The 23576-nt window shown below is 39.3% G+C and carries 20 protein-coding genes; 18 read left to right on the top strand and 2 right to left on the bottom strand.

Annotated elements, in window-relative coordinates:
• Nucleotides 1-9 precede the first annotated feature (9 nt).
• A complete protein-coding gene (map, locus tag EMK97_RS05130) occupies nt 10-798 on the bottom strand; it encodes a type I methionyl aminopeptidase (RefSeq protein WP_130600039.1) in 789 nt (262 codons plus the stop codon).
• A 96-nt stretch (nt 799-894) separates the two neighbouring features.
• Complete coding sequence (locus EMK97_RS05125) at nt 895-1506, bottom strand: hypothetical protein (RefSeq protein WP_130600037.1); 612 nt, start codon at nt 1504-1506, stop codon at nt 895-897.
• A gap of 409 nt (nt 1507-1915) precedes the next feature.
• On the opposite strand from EMK97_RS05125, the gene rpsB reads away from it, so the two are divergent.
• The 18 genes from rpsB (at nt 1916) to tilS (ending at nt 23501) form a co-directional block, all read left to right on the top strand.
• Complete coding sequence (gene rpsB / locus EMK97_RS05120; protein WP_130600034.1) at nt 1916-2644, top strand: 30S ribosomal protein S2; 729 nt, start codon at nt 1916-1918, stop codon at nt 2642-2644.
• A 144-nt stretch (nt 2645-2788) separates the two neighbouring features.
• Nucleotides 2789-3628: a translation elongation factor Ts gene (gene tsf / locus EMK97_RS05115; protein WP_130600032.1), complete on the top strand. Its 840-nt coding sequence runs from the start codon at nt 2789-2791 to the stop codon at nt 3626-3628.
• A gap of 492 nt (nt 3629-4120) precedes the next feature.
• Complete coding sequence (pyrH, locus tag EMK97_RS05110) at nt 4121-4852, top strand: UMP kinase (protein ID WP_130600030.1); 732 nt, start codon at nt 4121-4123, stop codon at nt 4850-4852.
• Nucleotides 4853-4908: 56 nt separating this feature from the next.
• A complete protein-coding gene (frr, locus tag EMK97_RS05105; RefSeq protein WP_130600028.1) occupies nt 4909-5466 on the top strand; it encodes a ribosome recycling factor in 558 nt (185 codons plus the stop codon).
• 208 nt (nt 5467-5674) lie between these two features.
• The gene (uppS, locus tag EMK97_RS05100) at nt 5675-6376 is read left to right on the top strand and encodes a polyprenyl diphosphate synthase (protein WP_246028932.1); all 702 of its coding nucleotides are present in this window, start codon (nt 5675-5677) and stop codon (nt 6374-6376) included.
• A 72-nt stretch (nt 6377-6448) separates the two neighbouring features.
• Nucleotides 6449-7315, top strand: a complete 867-nt coding sequence (locus EMK97_RS05095) for a phosphatidate cytidylyltransferase (protein ID WP_130600024.1) — start codon at nt 6449-6451, stop codon at nt 7313-7315.
• Between the two features lie 5 nt (nt 7316-7320).
• Nucleotides 7321-8553 carry a 1-deoxy-D-xylulose-5-phosphate reductoisomerase gene (gene ispC, locus EMK97_RS05090; RefSeq protein WP_130600022.1) on the top strand — a complete coding sequence of 411 codons (1233 nt, stop codon included), beginning with the start codon at nt 7321-7323 and terminating at the stop codon, nt 8551-8553.
• 6 nt (nt 8554-8559) lie between these two features.
• Nucleotides 8560-9921 carry a sigma E protease regulator RseP gene (rseP, locus tag EMK97_RS05085; RefSeq protein WP_130600020.1) on the top strand — a complete coding sequence of 454 codons (1362 nt, stop codon included), beginning with the start codon at nt 8560-8562 and terminating at the stop codon, nt 9919-9921.
• A gap of 119 nt (nt 9922-10040) precedes the next feature.
• Nucleotides 10041-12515: an outer membrane protein assembly factor BamA gene (bamA, locus tag EMK97_RS05080; RefSeq protein ID WP_130600018.1), complete on the top strand. Its 2475-nt coding sequence runs from the start codon at nt 10041-10043 to the stop codon at nt 12513-12515.
• Between the two features lie 86 nt (nt 12516-12601).
• Complete coding sequence (locus tag EMK97_RS05075; RefSeq protein WP_130600016.1) at nt 12602-13120, top strand: OmpH/Skp family outer membrane protein; 519 nt, start codon at nt 12602-12604, stop codon at nt 13118-13120.
• A gap of 18 nt (nt 13121-13138) precedes the next feature.
• A complete protein-coding gene (gene lpxD, locus EMK97_RS05070) occupies nt 13139-14200 on the top strand; it encodes a UDP-3-O-(3-hydroxymyristoyl)glucosamine N-acyltransferase (protein WP_130600014.1) in 1062 nt (353 codons plus the stop codon).
• Between the two features lie 103 nt (nt 14201-14303).
• Nucleotides 14304-14756 carry a 3-hydroxyacyl-ACP dehydratase FabZ gene (gene fabZ / locus EMK97_RS05065; protein ID WP_130600012.1) on the top strand — a complete coding sequence of 151 codons (453 nt, stop codon included), beginning with the start codon at nt 14304-14306 and terminating at the stop codon, nt 14754-14756.
• 48 nt (nt 14757-14804) lie between these two features.
• Nucleotides 14805-15572 (top strand): acyl-ACP--UDP-N-acetylglucosamine O-acyltransferase, encoded by a 768-nt coding sequence (lpxA, locus tag EMK97_RS05060; RefSeq protein ID WP_130600010.1) that lies wholly within the window; start codon nt 14805-14807, stop codon nt 15570-15572.
• 78 nt (nt 15573-15650) lie between these two features.
• Nucleotides 15651-16838 (top strand): lipid-A-disaccharide synthase, encoded by a 1188-nt coding sequence (gene lpxB / locus EMK97_RS05055; RefSeq protein ID WP_246028887.1) that lies wholly within the window; start codon nt 15651-15653, stop codon nt 16836-16838.
• A gap of 23 nt (nt 16839-16861) precedes the next feature.
• Nucleotides 16862-17488: a ribonuclease HII gene (gene rnhB, locus EMK97_RS05050; protein WP_130600008.1), complete on the top strand. Its 627-nt coding sequence runs from the start codon at nt 16862-16864 to the stop codon at nt 17486-17488.
• Nucleotides 17481-21011, top strand: a complete 3531-nt coding sequence (gene dnaE / locus EMK97_RS05045) for a DNA polymerase III subunit alpha (RefSeq protein WP_130600006.1) — start codon at nt 17481-17483, stop codon at nt 21009-21011. The genes rnhB and dnaE overlap by 8 nt, the downstream gene beginning before the upstream one ends.
• A gap of 94 nt (nt 21012-21105) precedes the next feature.
• Nucleotides 21106-22062 carry an acetyl-CoA carboxylase carboxyl transferase subunit alpha gene (gene accA, locus EMK97_RS05040; protein WP_130600004.1) on the top strand — a complete coding sequence of 319 codons (957 nt, stop codon included), beginning with the start codon at nt 21106-21108 and terminating at the stop codon, nt 22060-22062.
• 77 nt (nt 22063-22139) lie between these two features.
• Nucleotides 22140-23501 carry a tRNA lysidine(34) synthetase TilS gene (gene tilS / locus EMK97_RS05035; RefSeq protein ID WP_130600002.1) on the top strand — a complete coding sequence of 454 codons (1362 nt, stop codon included), beginning with the start codon at nt 22140-22142 and terminating at the stop codon, nt 23499-23501.
• Nucleotides 23502-23576 lie beyond the last annotated feature (75 nt).

The following is a 23576-nucleotide window of genomic DNA, read 5'->3' as shown; positions in this document are numbered from 1 at the left end:
ACGGTAAACTTAGTTGTGTAATATGCGAGCAATAGTTTCTTCTTTTCGTAAGGTTAAAATCTCACAACCTGTTTTAGTAACAACTATGGTATGTTCCCATTGTGCCGACTTTTTGCCATCTATGGTATATACCGTCCAGTTATCTTCTTTATCTAAAACCGTGTTCGCTCTACCTAAATTAATCATTGGCTCTATGGTAAAGCACATGCCTTCTTTCATTTTAGTTTTGTCATTATTTTTGTAATGAACAATTTGTGGCTCTTCATGAAACTCTTTACCTATGCCATGGCCACAATACTCTTTAACGATAGAGTAACGGCCAGACTTTTTAATAAACTTTTGAATGGTTGCGCCAATTTCACCAAAGGCAACCCCAGGCTTTACTTTTTTCAGTGCTAAATACAGGGCTTCTTGAGTAATACGACAGAGTCTTTTATCTTCAGGGCTAGTTTCACCAACAAGGAACATCTTACTGGTGTCGCCATGGTAACCATCTTTGATAACTGTGATGTCGATATTGATAATGTCACCGTCTTTTAATGGCGTATCATCAGGGATGCCATGACAAACAACATGGTTAACTGAAGTACAAATAGACTTAGGAAAGTCATGATAATTTAACGGGGCAGAAATGGCATTTTGCACTTTATCGGTATATTCAGCACACAAGGTATTGAGTTCATCTGTTGTAATACCCGCTTTTACGTGTGGGGCGATCATTTCTAATACTTCAGCAGCCAAGCGGCCAGCAACGCGCATTTTTTCAATTTCATCTTGGCTTTTGATTGTAATTGCCATGCTTTATTTCTCTTTTGTCTGGTTTGTAACTTTAATTACAGTAATAAGGTTAAATATAACGTGTTAACGCTTTACAACAAACGATTAATTTGTGGTTTATTTGTGCTTTGCTAACTCTAATTCTATTGCTTCAATAATTGCTTCAGGTTGTTGTAAGTAGAAGTTATGGTTTAATAGAATGAGTTCATCATCAATTGCCAGTAGTAATGCTGGGATAGCTTGAGTAGCAATGATGTCTTGTAATGAAAATACATCGTGAACAACTGCTTCAGCATCTTTGCTTAGTTTATCTGTTTTATATACTTTTGCTGGCGGAGATAATTTTAACTGGCTTATCATTTCCTCAACATCCGCCTCTACAATTAACTGATTACCCTGAACAAAATGCTGCGCTTGTAGGGCGTTTAATAGCGCTAAGGCTTGTTTTGGCGCTTTTGCTTGTGCCCAAGCCATTAAGTTGGCGCTAAGCGTTGAGTCTTTTGCTTGTTCAATCGTGTTTTTATACGCTTGGCTAAAAGTAATATTTGAAAGCTGTTCTATTTCTTTTAATTGCGCATCTTTAATGCCAGAGTCACCTTCATAATAAGCACAGTGCCACAGGTGTATTTCAATGTGATTTAGCTTTTTACTAATTTCATTAACAAGTGGTGTTGTTGCATAACTCCATGGACAATGCGTGTCATAAATGAAATATAATTCTGTAGCCATTATTTACCCTAAGATGAACGTTTTATGTAATGTAGATGTATTATATCAAGTGAAATAATTCTCGCTGAATGAGCAAATAGTTAATTCAATTGCTATTAAACGCTAATTTTAACGCGCCTTAACTAAATATCCCACCATTAAAACGATTTATTTTACTAGCTAAATTATGGCTTTTGTGGTATAAAATGCCGCGCTAAAAACTCGCTTAGCTGAATTTACTTCACTAAACGATGATTTTTAGTCTTAATTGAATCGATTATCTTGTGCTAATAACAGGGTAATTATTACTATAAACTCACATACATCTGAATAAGATATGCCGGGGTGCCTAGCTGAAGTACTACTACTTACAGCACAGAGGTCGAGCATATTGGATGTATGAACGCTTAACCCCAGAAAGGAAAAAAACATGCCAAACGTTTCAATGCGCGATATGCTTAAAGCCGGTGTTCACTTCGGTCACAAAACTCGTTACTGGAATCCAAAAATGAAATCATACATTTTTGGCGCTCGCGATAAAGTTCATATCATCAACTTAGAACAAACTGTTCCTATGTTCAACGATGCATTAGCTTTCTTAAACAATGTTTCTTCGAAGAAAGGTAAAGTTTTATTTGTTGGTACTAAGCGCGCTGCAAGTGATGCAATCAAAGATGCTGCTGTTAAAAGTGACCAGTTCTTCGTTAACCACCGTTGGTTAGGTGGTATGTTGACTAACTGGAAAACAGTACGTCAATCTATCAAGCGTTTAAAAGATTTAGAAGCACAAAGCACTGATGGTACTTTCGAAGCGTTAACTAAGAAAGAAGCATTAATGCGTACTCGTGAAATGGAAAAGCTTGACAAGAGCTTAGGTGGTATTAAGAACATGGGTGGCTTACCTGATGCGTTATTTATCATCGATGCTGATCACGAGCACATTGCTATTAAAGAAGCAAACAACTTAGGTATCCCAGTAATTTCTGTTGTTGATACTAACTCAAGCCCAGACGGTGTTGATTACATCGTACCTGGTAACGATGATGCGATCCGTGCAATCACTTTATACTGTGATGCAGCTGCGAATGCAGTAATTGAAGGTCGTGAGCAAAACATCGTTGTGCAAGCTGAAAAAGACGGTTTCGTAGAAGCTGAGTAATTACCAGCTTAAAAACTGTTTTATGCAACAGCCATAGAAGCTCCATTGAAAAATAGTGCTTTTATGGCTCTTTATTAATATTTATGCCTTATTACTAAGTTAATGTAGTAGGGGATAATAGAATAGATATTGAGGAAATTACTCATGGCAATTACTGCTGCACAAGTTAAAGAATTACGTGAACGCACTGGCGCGGGCATGATGGATTGTAAGAAAGCACTTCAGGAAACTGATGGTGATATGGAACTTGCAATTGAAAACATGCGTAAGTCTGGTCAAGCAAAAGCTGCTAAAAAAGCGGGTAACATTGCTGCTGAAGGTCAAATCATCATTAAAGATGGCGCTTTAGTTGAAGTTAACTGTCAAACTGACTTCGTAGCTAAAGATGACAACTTCTTAGCATTTGCTAACGAAGTTGCTGAGGCTGCTGCTGCTTCTAAGCCTTCAATTGAAGAGCTACAAGCACAATTTGAAGAAAAGCGTGTTACTTTAGTTGCTAAAATTGGTGAAAACATCAATGTACGTCGTGTAGAGTACGTTGAAGGTGCTGAATTATCTTCATACAAGCACGGTGCTAAAATTGGTGTTGTTGTTGCTGGTTCTGGCGATGCTGAAGTATTAAAGCAAGTTGCTATGCACGTTGCTGCTTCTAAGCCTGAATTCTTAACGCCTGATGATGTTCCAGCTGATGTTGTTGCGAATGAAAAACGCATCCAAATCGAAATGGCTGTGAACGAAGGTAAGCCTGCTGAAATCGCTGAGAAGATGGTTACAGGTCGTATGAAGAAATTCACTGGTGAAATTTCTTTAACTGGTCAAGCTTTCATCATCGAACCTAAGCGTACTGTTGGCGAAGTATTAAAAGAAAAAGGTGTTTCTATCACTGCTTTCTCTCGCCTAGAAGTTGGTGAAGGTATTGAGAAGAAAGAAGAAGACTTTGCTGCTGAAGTAGAAGCACAAATTGCTGCTGCAAAAGCTGAGTAAGTTTTAAACTTTTTTAATGAAAAACGTCTCCTTTGAGGCGTTTTTTTATGCCTGTAATATTTATTGTGTAAGGGGCTGTTGTTCTTTTGAGGTTAAATTTTGTTCGAGATAAAAACGTTTTAATCAAGGCGAATAGTATGTAGCCTAGTATTCTAAGCAAATACTGTTCAACAAAGAGTAAAACGTTTTTAGCCGAATCCTTCGGACAGCATTTGTTGGTCATTTTTACAGCGTTGTCGACTTTTTAAGTAGAATAACTACGTTGCAAAGTCTCCGCCTTGTATAAAAGCCTAACAAATAGCTGCAAAAACAATCTCTAAAGATCAATAGTCCCTAATAACGATGAGTTTTTTCAGTAAAGACTTTCGATACTAGGCTAAACGTATTAAAATAGCCGCGGTCAATTTTGGCCGTGGCTTTTTTATAGGCTTTTTAACAAGCAATGTTTGTTAAACACCGTATATTGAACATCAATGAAGGAATGTTTTCCCTATGACCACCAATCTTAAACCAACTTATCGTCGTATTCTTCTTAAACTTAGTGGTGAAGCACTCATGGGAGATGAGGGCTTTGGTATTGATCCAAAAATTCTTGACCGTATGGCGCAAGAAATTAAAGAGCTCGTTGAAATGGGTATTCAAGTCGGTCTAGTGATCGGTGGTGGTAACTTATTTAGAGGTGCTGGTCTTGCTGATGCTGGTATGAACCGCGTTGTTGGTGACCAAATGGGCATGCTAGCTACTGTGATGAACGGTCTAGCAATGCGTGATGCTTTACATCGTGCTTTTGTCAATACTCGTTTGATGTCAGCCATTGATTTAGCCGGCGTTTGTGAGCGCTATAACTGGGCAAATGCCATTAGCTTATTAAAGTCAGGTCGTGTGGTAATTTTCTCTGCTGGTACGGGTAATCCATTTTTTACAACTGATTCAGCGGCTTGTTTACGCGGTATTGAAATTGAAGCCGATGCGGTTTTAAAAGCCACTAAAGTGGACGGTATTTACTCAGAAGATCCGGTGACAAACCCAGAAGCTGAACTTTATACTGAATTAACTTATAGCGAAGTGCTAGAGAAAGAATTAAAAGTAATGGACTTAGCTGCCTTTACTTTAGCAAGAGATCATAATATGCCTATTCGTGTGTTTAACATGAATAAAGCCGGGGCATTAAAGTCAGTAATTATGGGTGAAACAGAAGGTACCACGATTACCAATGCAAGCTAAGTAATTACTTGATAAGATAACTGTTATAGACACTAATAATTTTCAGGAAATTTAACGTGATTGAAGAAATAAAACAAGATGCTCAAGAGCGTATGAGCAAAAGTATTGAAGCGCTTAAAAACAACTTAAATAAAGTGAGAACAGGCCGTGCTCACGCTTCTTTGTTAGACAACATTTCAGTTGAATACTATGGTATGGATACGCCACTAAATCAGGTAGGTAATATTTCAGTACCTGACGCACGTAATCTATCAATAACAGTATTTGATAAAGCCATGATTGCTGCGGTAGAGAAAGCTATCATGAAGTCAGACCTAGGCTTAAACCCACAATCAAACGGTACTTTGATTCGTATTCCATTACCGCCATTAACAGAAGAGCGTCGTAAAGACTTAGTTAAAGTGGTTCGTGGTGAAGCCGAAAGCGGTAAGGTTGCTATTCGTAATATTCGTCGTGATGCTAACTCTGATATCAAATCACTGAATAAAGAAAAAGAAATCAGTGATGATGAAATGCACCAAGCAGAAGATGAAATCCAAAAAATTACCGATACGTATGTTAAACAAGTTGATGAGCTGCTTGTTAAAAAAGAAGCAGAATTGATGGAAATCTAACACTTTAACTCGGTATAACAACGCCAGATTAGCCCATATCGGAGCTTACTGGCGTTTTATTTTATGTGGCTAACACTAGTTTAGTTGCTGAAATAAGTACGACAGTTTTGTGATAGTTATCATATAGGAATAGGCATCATTGGATAACGATAATAAAGGCACAGCAGAAGTAGCGAGCATATCATCTTTACAGCATGTCGCTGTGATTATGGACGGTAATGGTCGTTGGGCGCAATTACAAGGGAAAGGTCGTGTTGCGGGCCATAAAGCCGGTGTCGAGTCGGTACGGGCCGTTGTAACCAGTGCCAGAAAAAATGGCGTGCAAGCGTTAACCTTGTTTGCCTTTAGTAGTGAAAATTGGCAACGACCTGAAAAAGAGGTTAGTGTGTTAATGGACTTGTTTATGTATGTGCTGACAAAAGAAGTGAAGCGCCTTCATAAACACAATATTCGCTTTCAAATTATTGGTGACGTTAGCCGTTTTTCTGAGAAACTACAAAAAAATATAAAAAAATCAGAAGAGTTAACAGCACAAAATACTGGCATGGTATTATCAATTGCCGCTAATTATGGCGGACGATGGGATATTACTCATGCGGCTAAGCAATTAGCAGACAAAGTACAACAAGGTAAACTCGCACCAGAAGATATTTCAGAAGAGTTACTTCATCAGCATACCTGTTTAGCAAATTTACCACCGCTGGATTTATTGATTAGAACAGGCGGTGACTACAGAATTAGTAACTTTCTCCTTTGGCAAGCAGCCTATGCAGAATTGTATTTTACTGAAACACTGTGGCCTGATTTTAATGAACAAGCTTTTGAGCAAGCGATGACCACGTTTACACAAAGAGAAAGACGTTTTGGTAAAACTGGCGAGCAAGTAGCAGGTAAAAAAGAACAAGCGTAATATCGCGATTAAAGTGATTTATAAATTTAATAAAAATAATAATTTCAAGTATTTAATATAGAAGGGTAACACTTGTTAAAACAACGCATCATCACAGCAGTCATTTTAGCTCCCGCAGCTATTAGTGCTATTTTTTATTTACCTTTGCCATATTTTTCAGCTTTGTTGCTCGCTATTTTGGCAATAGGTGCATGGGAGTGGGGCCCTTTAATGGGCTTTGTTAGCAACGCTAAACGTCTATTTTTTGTTGGCGCAACGGCAGGTCTTATTGCGTTACTTTGGTATATCTTACCTCCGCAAGACTTATGGCGTGATGACAGACAACTGGCTCAAGTAGCTGTTATGCTTTTATGGCTTGCGGTATTGTGGTGGGCATTGTCAGCAGTACTAATGTTTGTATACCCTAAGTTTAGTTCGTTTTGGTCAAGCCATCGCTCTGTGCGTGGTATTTTTGGCTGGTTAACACTCATTCCTACCTGGTTAGCCTTTGTGGTTATTCGCAGTAACGACTATCCGTTAGATCCATATCACGGGGCGCAGTTACTGATGTTTTTATTTTTAATGGTATGGAGTGCTGATATTGGCGCGTACTTTGTCGGTAAATCTATGGGTAAACATAAATTAATGCCGAATGTCAGCCCAGGAAAAACAATCGAAGGTTTTGTCGGTGGTGTTGTTTGTGCCTGCATTTTAACTGCGGCTCTCGGTTTTAATTTAGGTTGGAGCGGAGAACAATTTACCATTGCTTTAGCGGTTACTATATTGATTACCACAATTTCAGTGCTGGGTGATTTAAATGAGAGCATGTTTAAAAGACAAGCCGGCGTAAAAGATAGTGGCTCTATTTTACCAGGTCATGGCGGTATTCTTGATCGCATCGATAGTTTAACTGCAACTGCGCCTATATTTGCATTGTGCTACGTATTATTAGGTTGGTAAGTTAAGTGTCTCGTCATCAGCTTTGTATTTTAGGTTCAACGGGCTCTATCGGTAAGAGCACGCTAGAGGTTGTTCGTTTACACCCAGAACGCTTTGATGTTATCAGCCTAGCTGCTAATGCCAGTGTTGATACCTTATTTGAGCAGTGCCTTGAATTTCGTCCTAACGTTGTTGTTATGGTTTCTATAGAGCATGGCAAGCAATTACAAGATAAACTTAAACACGCTGGCATCAATGATATTCAAGTAAAATTGGGGAAAGACGCATTAGTTGATGTGGCGAGCTCTCCAGATGTCGATACGGTAATGGCTGCTATCGTTGGTGCATCAGGTCTTATGCCAACCCTTGCCGCCGCCAAAGCGGGTAAACGCGTTTTACTTGCTAATAAAGAAGCCTTAGTTACATCCGGCGCTATTTTTATGGCTGCGGTTAAAGAGTCTGGTGCGATATTATTGCCGATTGACAGTGAACATAACGCGATTTTTCAATGCCTGCCTGCTCATATGCAAGCGAATGCGGCTGACAGTCATATCGCTGAACAAGGCATAAGTAAGATTTTGCTTACTGGCTCAGGTGGCCCATTTCGAACTTGGTCAATTGATAAACTAGCTTCGGTTACGCCAGAGCAAGCATGCGCTCACCCTAATTGGGATATGGGCCGTAAAATTTCAGTTGACTCAGCAACTATGATGAATAAAGGGCTAGAGTTTATTGAAGCTAAGTGGTTATTCAATTTAACAGCTGATGATATTCAGGTTGTGTTGCATCCACAAAGCACTATTCACTCTATGGTTCAGTATATTGATGGCTCGGTTATTGCTCAAATGGGCAATCCTGATATGCGCACGCCTATTGCTCATGCTTTATCATTTCCCGAGCGTATTGACTCTGGTGTAGCACCACTAGATTTCTTTACAACAGCATCATTTGATTTTCAAGCGCCTGATTTTGCCAAGTATCCTAATTTGAAGTTGGCAATTGCAGCGTGTAAAAAAGGCCAAGCCGCTTGTACAGCATTAAATGCGGCCAATGAAATTGCCGTTGAGGCCTTTTTATCTGAGCAAATTGCTTTTACTGATATTTACAAAATAAATGCTGCTGCGGTGCGGGAGTTTGAATCACTAATTATTGCAAGCATTGATGATGTTTTAGCAATCGATGGTAAAGCTCGTCAATTTGCTCGTGAGCTTTTACCTGCTGATGGCTTGAAAAAAAATAATGCCGAGGTCAGTGAGTAGTTTTCTATGTTTGATTTTATTTGGAATTTAGCCTCGTTTGTTATTGCTTTAGGTATTCTGGTTACTGTGCATGAGTACGGTCATTTTTGGGTAGCAAGAAAAAATGGCGTTAAAGTAGAGCGATTCTCTGTTGGTTTTGGTAAGGCTTTATGGAGAAAGGTTGGGCAAGACGGCACTGAGTATGTTATCGCGCTAATACCGCTTGGTGGTTATGTTAAGATGCTTGATGAAAGAGTTGACGATGTAGCTGAGCAAGATAAAGATAAAACCTTTAACTCTAAAAGCGTTTATCAACGTATTGCTATTATTGCCGCCGGACCTTTGGCAAACTTTGCTTTTGCTATTTTTGCTTTTTATTTGATGTTTTTAATTGGTGTGCCCAGTGTCAAACCCATTATTGGTGATGTTGCTCCAGATTCAATCGCTGCTAAGGCCAACTTAATGGCAGATACTGAAATTGTTGCTATTGATAAAAAGACGACGTTAGATTGGCAAGCGGTTAATTTAGCACTGATCAGTAAAATAGGTGGCGATAGTATTGAAATTAGTACTAAGTCCAAAGATAGCCAATATGTTTCTCATCAAAAGCTAGATATTCGCGACTGGCAGTTCTCTCCAGATAAAACCAGTGCTTTAGCAAGTTTAGGTATTAGCCCATTTACGCCAAAAGCTTACAATGAACTGGCAAATATTGGTCAAGGTAGTCCAGCAGAGTTGGCAGGTTTACAAGTTGGTGATAAGTTACTGGCGGTATCTGGTGAGTCAATAAATGCTGATTGGCATATTTTTGCGAAAAAAATTAAACAATATCCAAATCAAGCTGTCTCAGTTACAGTTGAACGCCAAGGTGTTGTTAAAGATATCATGGTGACTCCAACAGCCGTGCAAAGAAATAATGAAACTGTTGGCTACTTGGGGGTAGCTCCTAAGTTTGACTCTTGGCCACAAGAGTATCGAATTAATTTAGCTTACGGTGTTATAGACGCTATTTGGCAAAGTATCAAACGTACTTGGGAATTAACCGAGTTAACATTTTCAATGATTGGCAAACTGATCACAGGTGATGTTTCGGTTAAAAACTTAAGTGGGCCTATTGGCATTGCTCAAGGGGCAGGTAGTAGTGCAGGCCATGGTCTTGTCTATTTTTTAGGCTTTTTGGCGCTAATTAGTATTAATTTAGGCATAATTAACCTTTTACCTTTGCCAGTACTTGATGGCGGGCACTTACTTTATTATGTTATAGAGCTTTTAACTGGAAAGCCTGTACCAGAAAATGTGCAAGAAGCTGGATTTAAGTTTGGCGCTATTGCCTTATTGATGCTAATGGCCATTGGCTTGTTTAACGACTTTAGTCGTGTCTTGGGCTAGAAAAGCTAAAGATAGTTATTTATGTCGCGCAAAAAACCAGATAATAGATTTGTTTGGCAAATGAACAGGATAAGTGCTAAGCACTTGTTAGAATAAGAAGTATTTTAAGTTAAAATTATATGATAATTAAAAAATTAGCCTTAGCTGTATTATTAGGTACATTAGGGGCAAACGTTCAAGCAGCACAAGAATTTCAAGTAGAAGATATTGAAGTAAAAGGCTTACAACGTGTTGCTTTAGGTGCTGCGCTTACTCATATCCCTTTCAATGTCGGCGATTCATTAAATGAATTTCGAATTTCTCAGTCAATAAAGGCGCTTTATAAATCAGGACACTTTAATGATATTAGAGTTTATCGTGATGGTAATCGCTTAGTCTATCGTGTTAGAGAGCGTGAAACTATTGCCGATATTATTTTTGAAGGTAATAGTGATTTAAAAGATGAACAGCTAACTGAAAGTTTAGATGGCAGTAATATTCGTGTCGGTGAAACCCTAGATCGTACCGTAATTTCTGGTATCGAAATGGGCTTAGAAGACTTTTATCACAGCGTTGGTAAATATAGTGCCAATGTAACAACTAAGATAACACACCTGCCGCGTAACCGTGTGAACCTTGAGTTTAACTTTGTTGAAGGTGATGCTGCGGCAATTAAACAAATCAATATTGTTGGTAATGAAGTCTTTAGTGATGCTGAAATACTTGATAAAATTGAGCTAACTTTTGATTCGCCATGGTGGAACTTCATGGCGCAAGATAGGTACCAAAAACAAACCCTGCAAGGGGATATGGAAACCATCAATAGTTATTATCTTGATCGAGGCTATTTACGCTTTAAGGTTGATTCTACCCAAGTATCTATGACGCCAGATAAACAAGGTGTCTACATTGCACTAAACGTTACGGAAGGTGAAACTTATAAAGTAAGTGAAGTAGACTTTATTGGCGATATGGCGGGTTTTGAGTCGACCATACGCGCAATTAATCCAATACAGGCTGACGAACTTTATAACGGTGCAGAAGTTACTTATACCGAAGAAGTGATAAGTAAATTTTTAGGGCGTTATGGTTATGCTTATCCTAAAGTGGTCACTATTCCAGAAATTAATGATGAAGATCATACGGTAAAGTTATCTATATCCGTTGATCCGGGTAAACGTATTTACGTGAATAAAGTCAACTTTACTGGTAACCATGTTACTTCAGATGCGGTATTACGCCGTGAAATGAGGCAAATGGAAGGTGCATGGTTATCTAATAATATGGTTGAGCACTCAAAATCTCGTTTATCGCGCTTGCCTTATTTAGAAACCGTAGAGTTTGAAACCAAGCAATTACCAAATGAAGATGATTTAGTGGATGTTGATTTTACCGTAAAAGAGCAGCCTTCTGGTTCCTTTACTGCCGGTATTGGCTATGGCTCACAAACGAAGTTAAGTTTGAATGCTGGTATTCAGCAAAATAACTTTTTGGGTACGGGTAATCGCTTAGGCTTTAATATCAATACCAATACTTATTCGAAAAGTGTGAGTGTTTCTTATACCGATCCTTATTTTACTGTTGATGCTGTGTCACTTGGTGGACAGGTATACTTTAACGAGTATGATGCCGGCCAAGCTAACATGGTTGAATATAACAATAAAACCTTTGGTTTAGGTTTAAACTGGGGCTTCCCAGTAAATGAATATTTACGTGTTAATTTTGGTGTAGGCTGGAAATACAACCAAATTTCACAATTAGAAGCGTATGAGCAAATTCAGCAGTTTTATGATATTTATGCTGATCCAAATGATCCAGATGGCCAGTTAGAATTTAAGACGCTTGACTTAAATGCCGGTTTATCACGTTCAACCTTGAACCGTGGTACTTTCCCAACCGCGGGTTCTCAACAGACGTTATCTTATAAGATGACTTCACCTAAGTCAGATTTACAGTACTTTAAGTTAAATTATGATAGTAAGCATTACTTCCCGTTAACACGAAATCAAAAGTGGTCAGTGTTAACCCGATTACAACTAGGTTATGCTAACGGTTATGGTGATGTTAATGGTCATGATCAGTTGTTACCGTTTTGGGAAAACTTTAGAGCGGGTGGTGCCGATACCCTACGTGGTTTTGAAAATAATACGGTTGGTCCAAGAGCAATATACCGCTACCCAACCAAGATCCCTAGCACGCCAGACCCAACTGGAACCAGTACTGGTTGCTGTTTAGGTTCTGATCATGATGCAATTGAAACATCTAGACGATCTGTTGGTGGTAATGCTATTGCTTTGGCTGGTCTTGAGTTAATCGTACCGACGCCATTTTTAGATGAAAGTTACTCTAATAGTGTACGAACCAGTTTATTTGTTGATATTGGTAACGTGTGGGATACAGAGTTTAATCCAGATGACTATCGAGATCTTGATCCAAAAGAGTTTGAAAAAATTGTCGATTACTCAGATCCAACTCGCTATAGAAGCTCAGCTGGTTTATCGATACAATGGCTTTCACCTATGGGACCGATGATTTTTAGTTTTGCCAAGTCGTTAAGGGAAGAAGAAGACGACGATACAGCATTCTTTAGCTTTAATATTGGTAAAACATTCTAAAAAAGTTTTGATTAATATCTAACTTGAAACTGGCGAACTAAGTCTGTTATCAGGTTAAAAGAAATGAATAACAAGAGGAAGAAACATTGAAAAATTTTATTAAGTCTGTGGTAATGACAACAGCAGCATCAGGTATGTTATTAGCCAGCTCAGCTATGGCAGCAGATCAGTCTATTGCGGTGGTAAACTTTCAAGAAGTAATGGGGAAAATTCCACAAACAGCTGCTCTTATGCAATCACTTGAAGCCGAGTTCAAAGATGAGAAAGCTGTAGTCACTCAGCTTGAAAAAGATATTAAATACTTTCAAGAAAAGAAAAAGCGCGATGGTGCATTAATGAGCGCTAAAGAAAAAGAAGAACTCGATACAAAAATTGCTTCTTTATTTCAAGACTACCAAGTAAAAGGTAAGGCCTTACAGCAAAAAGCTAACCAGCGCCAAAATGAAGAAACCAACAAAATTTTAGCACTTGTTCGTCAGGCGGTAGATAATATTGCTGCAAAAGAAGATTACGACTTAGTGCTGTCTCAACAAGCCGTTGTTTTTTCAAAGCCTGATGTTGTTATCACTGATAAAGTGGTAGAGCAAGTGAGCAAGTTAAAATAATCTGAGAGAAATATTCCATTGAAACGTTTTTCTCTGGCGGAAATCGCCAAGCATATCGGTGCCGAGTTAGTGAGTTATTCCGGTAACTCAACTAGTTCGGTTGCTGATGAAAGCATTAACTCTTTGGCCACCTTAGCAAATGCGAAGTGTGGCCAAATTGCTTTTCTAGCAAACAGTAAATATCAGCAGCAATTAGATAAAACTCAAGCCAGCGCGGTGATTTTAGCGCCTGAGATGTTGAGCCATTGTAAAACAAATGCCCTAGTTATGGATAATCCCTATATGGGCTACGCTATTTTAGCGCAGTTACTTGATACAACACCAATGCCAGCGGAAAGTGTGCATGCCTCAGCGGTTATTGCTGATGATGTCACCTTAGGAAATAATGTTGCTATTGGCGCTAATGCGGTCATTGAGTCAGGTGTTAACTTGGCTGATGATGTTGTTATTGGCGCAGGCTGCTTTATTGGTAAAAATGTAACTATTGGTCAAGCAACCAAGCTTTGGGCAAATGTTAGTATTTATCATGATGTTGTTATTGGTGAACATTGTCTAGTGCAAGCAAATACCGTTATTGGCTCGGATGGTTTTGGCTATGCGCCAGTAAGTGGTCAATATAAGTGGCATAAAATACCGCAGCTCGGTAGTGTTGTTATCGGTAATAAAGTGGAAATTGGCGCGAGCACAACCATTGACCGTGGCGCGCTAGAGGATACTGTTATAGGTGATGGCGTTATTTTAGATAACCAAATTCAAATTGCCCATAATGTCGTTGTCGGTGAAAATACCGCTATTGCTGGTTGCACTGTCGTTGCTGGTAGCACAACTATAGGTAAAAATTGCACTATTGCCGGCTTAGTAGGTATTAATGGTCATATAAGCATTGCTGACAATACCGTTTTTACTGGTATGTCTATGGTCACTAAAGATATTACTCAAGCCAATGTATACTCTTCAGGTATGCCCGTTATTCCGAATAAAGATTGGAATAAAATGAATGCAAGAATTAAACGACTTGATAGCTTGAATAAACGAGTAAAAGAGTTAGAACAACAAGTTAGTAAAGCTTCAAAGCGCTAGCATAAATAACTATAATAACAGCTAACTGACCCATTAACGCAAAACTTAGTGCCTAGACGTAATTAAAGTAATTATCGAGCACTTGTCTAAAAGGAATAACCTCTTGGAAACAGTAAAAAAACCAATCGATTTAAATGAAATCAAATCATTAATCCCACATAGATATCCTATGCTGCTTGTTGATAAAGTTGTTGATCACGAGCCAGGAAAAACCTTACATGCCATTAAAAATGTGACTATTAATGAGCCTATTTTTACTGGCCACTTTCCTGATGCGGCAATTTTTCCTGGGGTATTAATTTTAGAAGCACTTGCGCAAGCAACAGGGATATTAGGTTTTAAGAGCTCAGAAGAGCGTAATGAAAATGAGATGTACCTATTTGCTTCAATAGATAACGCAAAGTTTAAAAAGCCAGTATTGCCTGGTGACACTATGCACTTGCATGTTGAGTTTATTAAAGAGCGCAGAGGTATGTGGAAGTTTTACGGTGAAGCGAAAGTTGATGGTAAAGTTGTTTGTAGCGCTGACTTAATGTGTGCTCGCAAAGCCTTGTAAAAACTCGTTACCCCATATCTGAATCTTATTTAGTGTAAGGAAAATTATATGATCCACCCCCAAGCTATTATTGAGCCTGGTGCTACTATTGGTGAAAATGTATCAATAGGGCCATGGACATACATTGCTAGTGACGTTGTTATTGGTGACGATTGTCAGATCAGTTCTCATGTTGTTATTAATGGACCGACACGTTTAGGTAAGGGCAACCGTGTTTTTCAGTTCGCCAGTATCGGTGAAGATTGCCAAGATTTAAAGTACGCTGGTGAAAAAACAGAATTGATTATCGGCGATAATAATCTCTTTCGTGAGTCTTGTACTATCCATCGTGGTACTGTTCAAGATAATAGCTTAACGCAAATTGGCAGCAATAACTTATTTATGGCCTATACCCATGTGGCACATGACTGCATTGTCGGTAGTCACTGTATTATGGCAAATAATGCTTCAATTGCTGGCCACGTAAAAGTGGGCGACCATGTAATTATTGGTGGTATGGCAGGTGTTCATCAGTTTTGTCATATTGGCGAACATAGCTTTGTAGCTGCTAATGCCTTAGTGTTAAAAGATGTACCTGCCTATGTTATGGCTTCAGGCCAACCAGCTAAACCGTTTGGCTTAAATAGTGAAGGCTTAAAACGTCGTGGCTTTGAGCGTGACACCATTATGTCTATTAAGCGAGCTTATAAAGAAGTGTACCGTAAAGGGCTTTCTGTAGAGCAAGCGCTAGAAAATATTGACGCACAAGAAAGCTCACCACAACTGAGCGCGTTTAGTGAATCAATTAAGCAATCAACGCGCGGTATTATTCGTTAGTTGCTAATTGTCTTTTTTGAGTCTTTAGCATGTAATGCGTCACATTGAGTGACGCATTTTAAATAAAATAAAAATATTGTGACTAACACCAATTCCCCTCTAAATAATCAAATATCTTCATCTTATCAAGCGCCTACTTTTGCCATTGTTGTCGGTGAACATTCGGGCGATACGCTAGGCGCAGGCTTAATGACTGCGTTAAAAGTACATTATCCGCAGGCTAAGTTTATCGGTATTGGTGGCCCCAAAATGCTGGCACTTGGCTTTGAAAGCCTCTTTGCTATGGAAGAGCTCGCGGTTATGGGAATCGTTGAGGTGTTAGGTCGTATTCGGCGCTTATTACACGTTCGAAAGTCGCTTTTTCAGTATTTTACGAATAATCCACCAAGCGTTTTTATTGGTATTGATGCACCTGATTTTAATTTAGGTTTGGAAGCAAAGTTAAAGGCAAAAGGGGTAAAAACAGTACATTATGTTAGTCCGTCGGTTTGGGCTTGGCGAGAAAAACGCATTTTTAAAATTGCCAAAGCCACGGATATGGTATTAGCCTTGTTACCATTTGAAAAAGCATTTTATGATAAACACAAGGTGCCTTGTACTTTTGTTGGTCATCCATTAGCTGATGATATTCCTATGTATAGCGATAAAGAAGCCGCTAGGGCAGAGCTAGGTTTATCTAATGAGAAAAAAATACTTGCACTTATGCCAGGTAGCCGTGGCGGTGAGTTATCCCGATTAATGGCGCCATTTTTACAATCAGCGCAAGCGCTTAGTAAACAAGACAGTAATATTGAGTTTATTGCCCCTATGATAAGTGATAAACGTGCAGAGCAATTCTTACAGTTGCAAAAGGAAATAGCACCGGAATTAAAGATAAATTTAGTTATAGGACAAACGCAAACGGTTATGGCGGCTAGTGATTGTCTTTTAATGGCTTCAGGTACTGTGACTTTAGAAGCCGCTTTAATTAAGCGCCCTATGGTAATTTGCTATAAATTTAGCTCTATTACCCACTTGTTAGCAAAATGGCTAGTTAAGCTTCAGTGGTTTTCACTACCTAACTTGCTGGCAAATAAAGCCCTTGTGCCAGAGTTACTTCAAGATGAAGTCACTGTTGATAATATTGTCCCGCTTATTAATGAGCGAATTGCACATGAGCAAAAGTCACTCAATGAAAGCTTTACCGCTATGCATAAACAATTGCGCTGTGATGCCAGTAAGCAAGCAGCTAAAGCGGTTATCGAATTAATGCCAACAAACCGTTAATCTAATACCTGTTAGGAATCATCATGAGTAAAAAACAAGCGCTGCCTGATTTTGAATACCCTGTTGCTTATTGTATTGCTGGTGTTGATGAAGTAGGTCGTGGCCCACTGGTTGGTGATGTTGTAACGGCAGCTGTGATACTCGATCCAGAAAACCCTATTGAAGGTTTGATGGATTCAAAAAAACTATCAGAAAAAAAACGTAGCTTGCTGGCAGAACAAATAAAGCAGCATGCTATTGCTTGGTCTATTGGTCGAGCTACCCCTGAAGAAATAGACACGCTAAATATTTTGCATGCCACTATGTTGGCGATGCAAAGAGCTGTTCACTCACTTAATATTACTCCAGATTTTGTCTTAGTTGATGGTAATCGCTGTCCTACTTTTTCCTCTCAAGAGGGTGATATTGCCACACAAGCTGTAGTCAAAGGTGATGCCAGAGTTGCTGAAATTAGTGCCGCATCGATATTGGCAAAAGTAGCACGAGATAATGACATGCTACTTTTAGATGAACAGCACCCTGAGTTTGGCTTTGCTAAGCATAAAGGTTACCCAACAAAGTTGCATTTAGAAAAGATACAAGAGCATGGTGTTTTAGATTGCTATAGGCAAAGTTTTAAGCCAGTTGCTAAGGTGCTTGCCAATGTCTGATGAAGCAATAGTTGAACAGCCTTATGTAGAGCCTAATTTTATTCATTTACGAGTCCATAGTGACTTTTCTATGTGTGATGGTTTAAGCAAAGTTAAGCCTATCATCGCTAAAGCTGCAGAGCTGAATATGCCTGCAATTGCGCTAACTGATCAAACTAACCTTTGTGGTTTAGTTAAGTATTATCATGCTAGTCATGGCGCTGGTATTAAGCCAATTATTGGCTGTGACTTTTGGGTGAAAAGTGATGAGCTAGAAGATGAGTTGTTTCGCCTTGTTGTTATTTGTAGCAATAATGTCGGTTATAAAAACTTAACTGAGCTGATTTCAAAAGCTTATCTTAGAGGCCATATTCAACATAGAGCAGTACTAGAAAAGTCATGGTTAGTTGAACATAAAGAAGGCTTGATTATCCTTTCCGGTGGTCGTGAAGGGGATGTAGGTAAGGCGTTATTAAAAGGTAATAATGAATTAGTGATGCAAATGTTGCAGTTTTATCAGCAACATTTCCATGATTGTTATTTTTTAGAGTTAATTCGTACCGGTCGCAGTGATGAAGAAAACTACTTGCACCTCGCTGTTGAGTTAGCCTCTCAGCAAGATTTACCTGTAGTGGCCACTAATGAAGTGGTTTTTATTTCACCAGAAGATTTTGACGCCCATGAAATTCGTGTTGCCATTCATGATGGCTTTACGTTAGATGATAAGCGTCGACCTAAGCGCTATAGCAAGCAGCAATATTTGCGTAGTAGCGAAGAAATGGCGGAACTATTTAGTGATATTCCTGAAGCATTAGCTAATACCGTGGAAATCGCCAAACGCTGTAATGTGACTGTGCGCTTAGGTGAATATGTTCTACCTGACTTTCCAACCGATGGCATGGACATTAATGATTACTTTATTAAAGTATCTGAAGAAGGCTTACAGGAAAGACTTGAGTTTTTATTTGATAAGGACGCAGACGACTTTGCTGAAATAAGAAAACCCTATGATGAAAGGCTTAAAGTAGAGCTGGAAGTTGTTAATAATATGGGCTTTCCTGGCTATTTCCTTATCGTTATGGAGTTTATCCAGTGGAGTAAGGATAACAATATCCCAGTCGGGCCAGGTCGGGGTTCAGGTGCGGGTTCATTAATCGCTTACGCCTTAAAAATTACTGATCTAGATCCATTAGAATTTGACTTACTATTTGAGCGCTTCTTAAACCCAGAACGTGTATCTATGCCGGACTTTGATGTCGACTTTTGCATGGATAGGCGAGATGAAGTGATTGATCATACTGCTGAACTTTATGGCCGAGATGCAGTATCGCAAATTATTACCTTTGGTACTATGGCGGCAAAAGCGGTTATTCGTGATGTTGGTCGAGTACTAGGTCACCCTTATGGTTTTGTTGACCGAATTTCTAAGCTAATCCCACCTACACCAGGGATGACCTTAGCTAAGGCCTTTGAAGAAGAGCCAAAATTACCGGAAATTTACGCACAAGACAGTGAAGTTAAAGACTTAATTGATATGTGCCGTATTTTAGAAGGTACCACGCGAAATGCCGGTAAACATGCCGGTGGTGTTGTTATTTCCCCAACAACCATTACTGACTTCGCGCCACTTTACTGTGATGAAGAAGGTAAAAACCCGGTAACTCAATTTGATAAAAATGATGTTGAAGATGCCGGTCTTGTTAAGTTCGATTTCCTAGGTTTACGTACTTTAACCATTTTACAGTGGGCCATAGAAATGGCCGACGAGAAGTTATTAAAAGCGGGTAAAGAGCCGATTGATATTGCTGCAATTCCTTTAGATGATAAAGCATCATTTAAAGTGTTGTTGGCCTCGCAAACAACGGCGGTTTTCCAGTTAGAATCTTCTGGTATGAAGGCCTTGATTGAAAAATTAAAGCCAGACTGTTTTGAAGATATTATCGCACTGGTGGCTTTATTTAGACCAGGACCGCTAGATTCTGGCATGGTTGATAACTTTATCGAGCGTAAGCATGGCCGTGAGGAAGTATCTTATCCTGACGTTAATTGGCAGCACGAGTCACTAAAACCAGTATTAGAGCCAACCTACGGTATTATTTTATACCAAGAGCAAGTAATGCAAATTGCGCAGGTACTCGCTGGCTACACCTTAGGTGGCGCAGATATGCTTCGCCGTGCTATGGGTAAGAAAAAACCGGAAGAAATGGCTAAGCAAAGGGCTGTTTTTGAAGAGGGGGCGATAAAACAAGGTGTTGATGGCGAACTTGCCATGCGCATCTTTGACTTGGTAGAAAAATTCGCTGGTTATGGTTTTAACAAATCGCATTCAGCAGCTTATGCACTGGTTTCATATCAAACCTTATGGATGAAAGCGCATTTCCCTGAGCCATTTATGGCTGCGGTAATGTCTGCCGATATGGATAACACAGATAAAATCGTTACCTTAGTGGATGAATGTAGCAACATGGGGTTAACCTTGTTGCCACCGGATGTAAATTCTGGCTTGTACAAGTTCACGGTAAATGATGATAATGAAATTGTTTACGGTATTGGTGCGGTAAAAGGTGTTGGTGAAGGACCGATTGAAGCCATCATTGCAGCGCGTGAAAGTGGTGGTCCTTTTGTTGACCTATTTGACTTTTGTGCCCGCGTTGACTTAAAGAAAACCAATAAGCGTGTATTAGAACGTTTAATCAAATCTGGGGCTATGGATAATTTAGGCCCTAAATATAACGGTAGTCATCACCGCGCAGCATTGTATGAAGCACTACCAGATGCGATAAAAGCGGCTGAACAACATGCTAAAGCACAAGCATTAGGGCAAAATGATCTGTTTGGTTTAATTAACGAAGAGCCGGATGATACCAGACAAGCGTTTAAAGAGGTTGCCCCTTGGCCTGAAGAGGTCTGGCTTGATGGTGAAAAAGAAACCTTAGGTCTTTACCTTACCGGTCATCCTATCAATCGTTATCTAACCGAAATAAAAAAATATGCCTCAGGGCGTTTAGTTGCCATGCAGCCTACGGGCAGAGATAGACAGGCTGTTGCCGTTGGTTTAGTGATTGGCGTACGCGTTTTAGTGAATAAGCGTGGTCGTCGTTGGGCACTCGTCACCTTAGATGATAAAAGTGCTCGCATGGACGTGCGTTTGTTCCCAGATGACTATGATACTTTTGCAGAATTGCTGGTAAATGATGCTATTTTAGTCTGTAGTGGACAGGTCAGCTTTGATGATTATTCTGGTGGTAATACAATGACCGCTCGGGATATAATGACCATCACTGATGCTCGCGAAAATTATGTTAGTTCATTAGACGTTATTGTCGATAGTGAGCAAATTGCCGATGACTTTATTGAGCAGTTCGAGCAAGTGTTAACACCTTATAAAGAAGGAACTTGTCCGATAAGAGTGTTTTATCGTCGTGAAGAAGCCTCATGTATGTTAGAGCTTGGGGTGCAGTGGCGAGTAACGCCAGCAGACAAGTTATTATATGAATTAAAAACATTGTTAGGTGAAGATAGTGTCACCTTGCAATTTAAGTAAGCGATTAGTTTTTCTTACTTTAGAAATAGTTACCATTATTAAGATGCAAGGCAAAACTGCGTTGCTAAACAAGAATACAGGTTAAAATAAGCATATGTCATTAAATTTTTTAGACTTTGAACAACCGATTGCTGAGTTAGATGCAAAAATTGAAGAGTTACAATTGGTTAATAAAGGCCAAGAGTTAGATCTTGATTTAGAAGAGCAAATTACTCAGTTAAGAGAAAAAAACAAAGAGCAAATGACAAAAATCTTTGCCAATTTAGACCCGTGGCAAACTGCACGCGTAGCACGTCATCCACAACGTCCATACACCTTAGACTATTTGCCGCGTATTTTTACTGAGTTTGATGAATTGGCAGGTGATAGAGCATACGCTGACGATAATGCTATTGTTGGTGGTACAGCGCGTTTAGATGGTAAGCCTGTCGTTGTTATTGGTCACCAAAAAGGTCGCTCAACAGCGGAAAAAGTGAAACGTAATTTTGGTATGCCTCGTCCAGAGGGTTACCGTAAAGCGTTACGTTTAATGGAAATGGCTGAACGTTTTAACATGCCTATCATTACCTTTATTGACACTCCGGGCGCATATCCTGGTATTGGTGCTGAAGAGCGCGGTCAAAGTGAAGCTATCGCGAAAAACCTTAAAGTAATGGCACGATTAACTGTACCTATTATTTGTACGGTAATTGGTGAAGGTGGCTCTGGTGGTGCATTAGCTATTGGTGTGGGTGATAGAGTAAATATGTTGCAATATTCAACGTACTCTGTAATTTCACCTGAAGGTTGTGCGTCAATCTTATGGAAAACAGCTGAAAAAGCATCAACAGCAGCTGAAGCTATGGGTATTACCGCATCACGTATTAAAGAGTTAGACTTAATTGATAATATTGTAGAAGAGCCATTAGGTGGCGCTCATCGAGATATGGATCAAATGGCAGCTATGCTTAAGCAAGCAATTAAAACTGATTTAAGTGATTTAGAAAGCATGTCAAAAGACGAGTTAATTGAAAAGCGTTATGAACGTTTAATGTCTTTCGGTTACTGTTAAGCTTATTGGGCTGGCTTTGATAGCCAGCCTTTTTTCATACAAGGTAGTGATAGTTTGGTTTAATTTAGTTTAATTTAATGATCGAAAACACACTGCAAACCTTTTTTCAAAATTCTCCCGCTCATCCTATTGTAATCGCCTACAGTGGCGGTGTTGACTCGCAAGTTCTCTTACATGCTTTAATGACGCTTAAAGCGCAAAAAATAATTTCAAATAGCATTACAGCGTGTCATGTTAATCATGGCTTAAGTGAGAATGCTCAAGCTTGGCAATTGTTTGCTGAAAAGTCCTGTAAAGCGCTTTCGGTTGATTTAAAAGTAGCTCGCGTCAATGTAAAAGCCAAAGCTCAGCACTCACTTGAAGCCTTAGCTCGCGATGCTAGGTATAAAGCGTTAACGCAAGTTAATGAACATACCTCATTTATTATTACTGGCCATCATAGTGATGATCAAAGTGAAACTTTTTTGCTGGCCTTAAAAAGAGGCTCTGGCATTAAAGGGCTTAGCGCTATGGCTAAGCAAACTATGCTAGCTCAACATTATTTAGTAAGGCCATTATTGGCGATAACTCGCGATGATATTGTCGCTTATGCTAAAGCTCATCGATTGGATTGGGTAGAAGATGAGTCAAATACTGATACACGTTTTGATCGCAATTTTATTCGTCAAGATATTATGCCTTTACTTAAAATACGTTGGCCAAGTATTGCTCGCAGCATAAATCGCAGTGCTCAACATTGTTTAGAAGGGCAAAGCTTATTAGATGAGTTAGCAGCAGGAGATTTATCCCATTGCTTTAATCAAGACAACAGCTTGTCGATTGATTATTTGCTGTCACTGTCAGAAGCTAGATTTAATAATGCTATGCGTTATTACCTTGATGAAAACCATTGTTTAATGCCAAGTAGTGAGCAACTACGACAGTTAAGACAACAGCTTGATTGTGCTGAAGATAAAATGCCAAATGTGAAGGTATCAGGCGGTGTATTTAGGCGTTATAAGAGCGCATTGTTTTTAACTGCTAATTTTGCCAACATAGAAAACTGGCAGAAGGACATAGCTTTACCATTAGAGCGAAATCGTTGGCAGGACACAGTGAGTTTGCCAGATAATTTAGCTGAGTTGAGATTAAGCTATGGTGAGCCAATTAATGAATTAGCGTCTATAGCAGGTGAGCGCATGCTTAACTTAAATTTACCTGACTCAGTTAAGCAAATTACTATTCGTTTTAGCCATAATAATCCGCGCTGTTTGCCTGATTATAGAAAGCACTCACGGCCACTTAAAAAGGTATTGCAAGAGTTGGCTATTCCACCTTGGCAACGTAAACGTATCCCGTTAATTTACTTTGATGATGAGTTTGTCGCGGCAGCAGGGTATTTTGTCTGTCAGGACTATTTAAGTCAGAGTGAAGCGAATAAGCTCACCATTCAGTGGTAACTAATATTTAATTCAGTTGCTATAAAAAGTAAAAACGCTAGCTCTAGGCTAGCGTTTTTTATGTGCTAGTGTTTT

Source organism: Litorilituus sediminis (assembly GCF_004295665.1).
Taxonomy (GTDB): Bacteria; Pseudomonadota; Gammaproteobacteria; order Enterobacterales; family Alteromonadaceae; genus Colwellia; species Colwellia sediminis.
The sequence above is the reverse complement of the archived record's forward strand: the minus strand, read 5'-3'. Positions and strand labels throughout refer to the sequence as shown.

Bases quoted from the DNA above. Each gene is read 5' to 3' on its own strand.
- map (WP_130600039.1), bottom strand. From the start codon at position 798: ATGGCAATTACAATCAAAAGCCAAGATGAAATTGAAAAAATGCGCGTT.
- EMK97_RS05125 (WP_130600037.1), bottom strand. From the start codon at position 1,506: ATGGCTACAGAATTATATTTCATTTATGACACGCATTGTCCATGGAGT.
- rpsB (WP_130600034.1), top strand. From the start codon at position 1,916: ATGCCAAACGTTTCAATGCGCGATATGCTTAAAGCCGGTGTTCACTTC.
- tsf (WP_130600032.1), top strand. From the start codon at position 2,789: ATGGCAATTACTGCTGCACAAGTTAAAGAATTACGTGAACGCACTGGC.
- pyrH (WP_130600030.1), top strand. From the start codon at position 4,121: ATGACCACCAATCTTAAACCAACTTATCGTCGTATTCTTCTTAAACTT.
- uppS (WP_246028932.1), top strand. From the start codon at position 5,675: ATGGACGGTAATGGTCGTTGGGCGCAATTACAAGGGAAAGGTCGTGTT.
- rseP (WP_130600020.1), top strand. From the start codon at position 8,560: ATGTTTGATTTTATTTGGAATTTAGCCTCGTTTGTTATTGCTTTAGGT.
- bamA (WP_130600018.1), top strand. From the start codon at position 10,041: ATGATAATTAAAAAATTAGCCTTAGCTGTATTATTAGGTACATTAGGG.
- lpxA (WP_130600010.1), top strand. From the start codon at position 14,805: ATGATCCACCCCCAAGCTATTATTGAGCCTGGTGCTACTATTGGTGAA.
- rnhB (WP_130600008.1), top strand. From the start codon at position 16,862: ATGAGTAAAAAACAAGCGCTGCCTGATTTTGAATACCCTGTTGCTTAT.
- dnaE (WP_130600006.1), top strand. From the start codon at position 17,481: ATGTCTGATGAAGCAATAGTTGAACAGCCTTATGTAGAGCCTAATTTT.
- accA (WP_130600004.1), top strand. From the start codon at position 21,106: ATGTCATTAAATTTTTTAGACTTTGAACAACCGATTGCTGAGTTAGAT.
- tilS (WP_130600002.1), top strand. From the start codon at position 22,140: ATGATCGAAAACACACTGCAAACCTTTTTTCAAAATTCTCCCGCTCAT.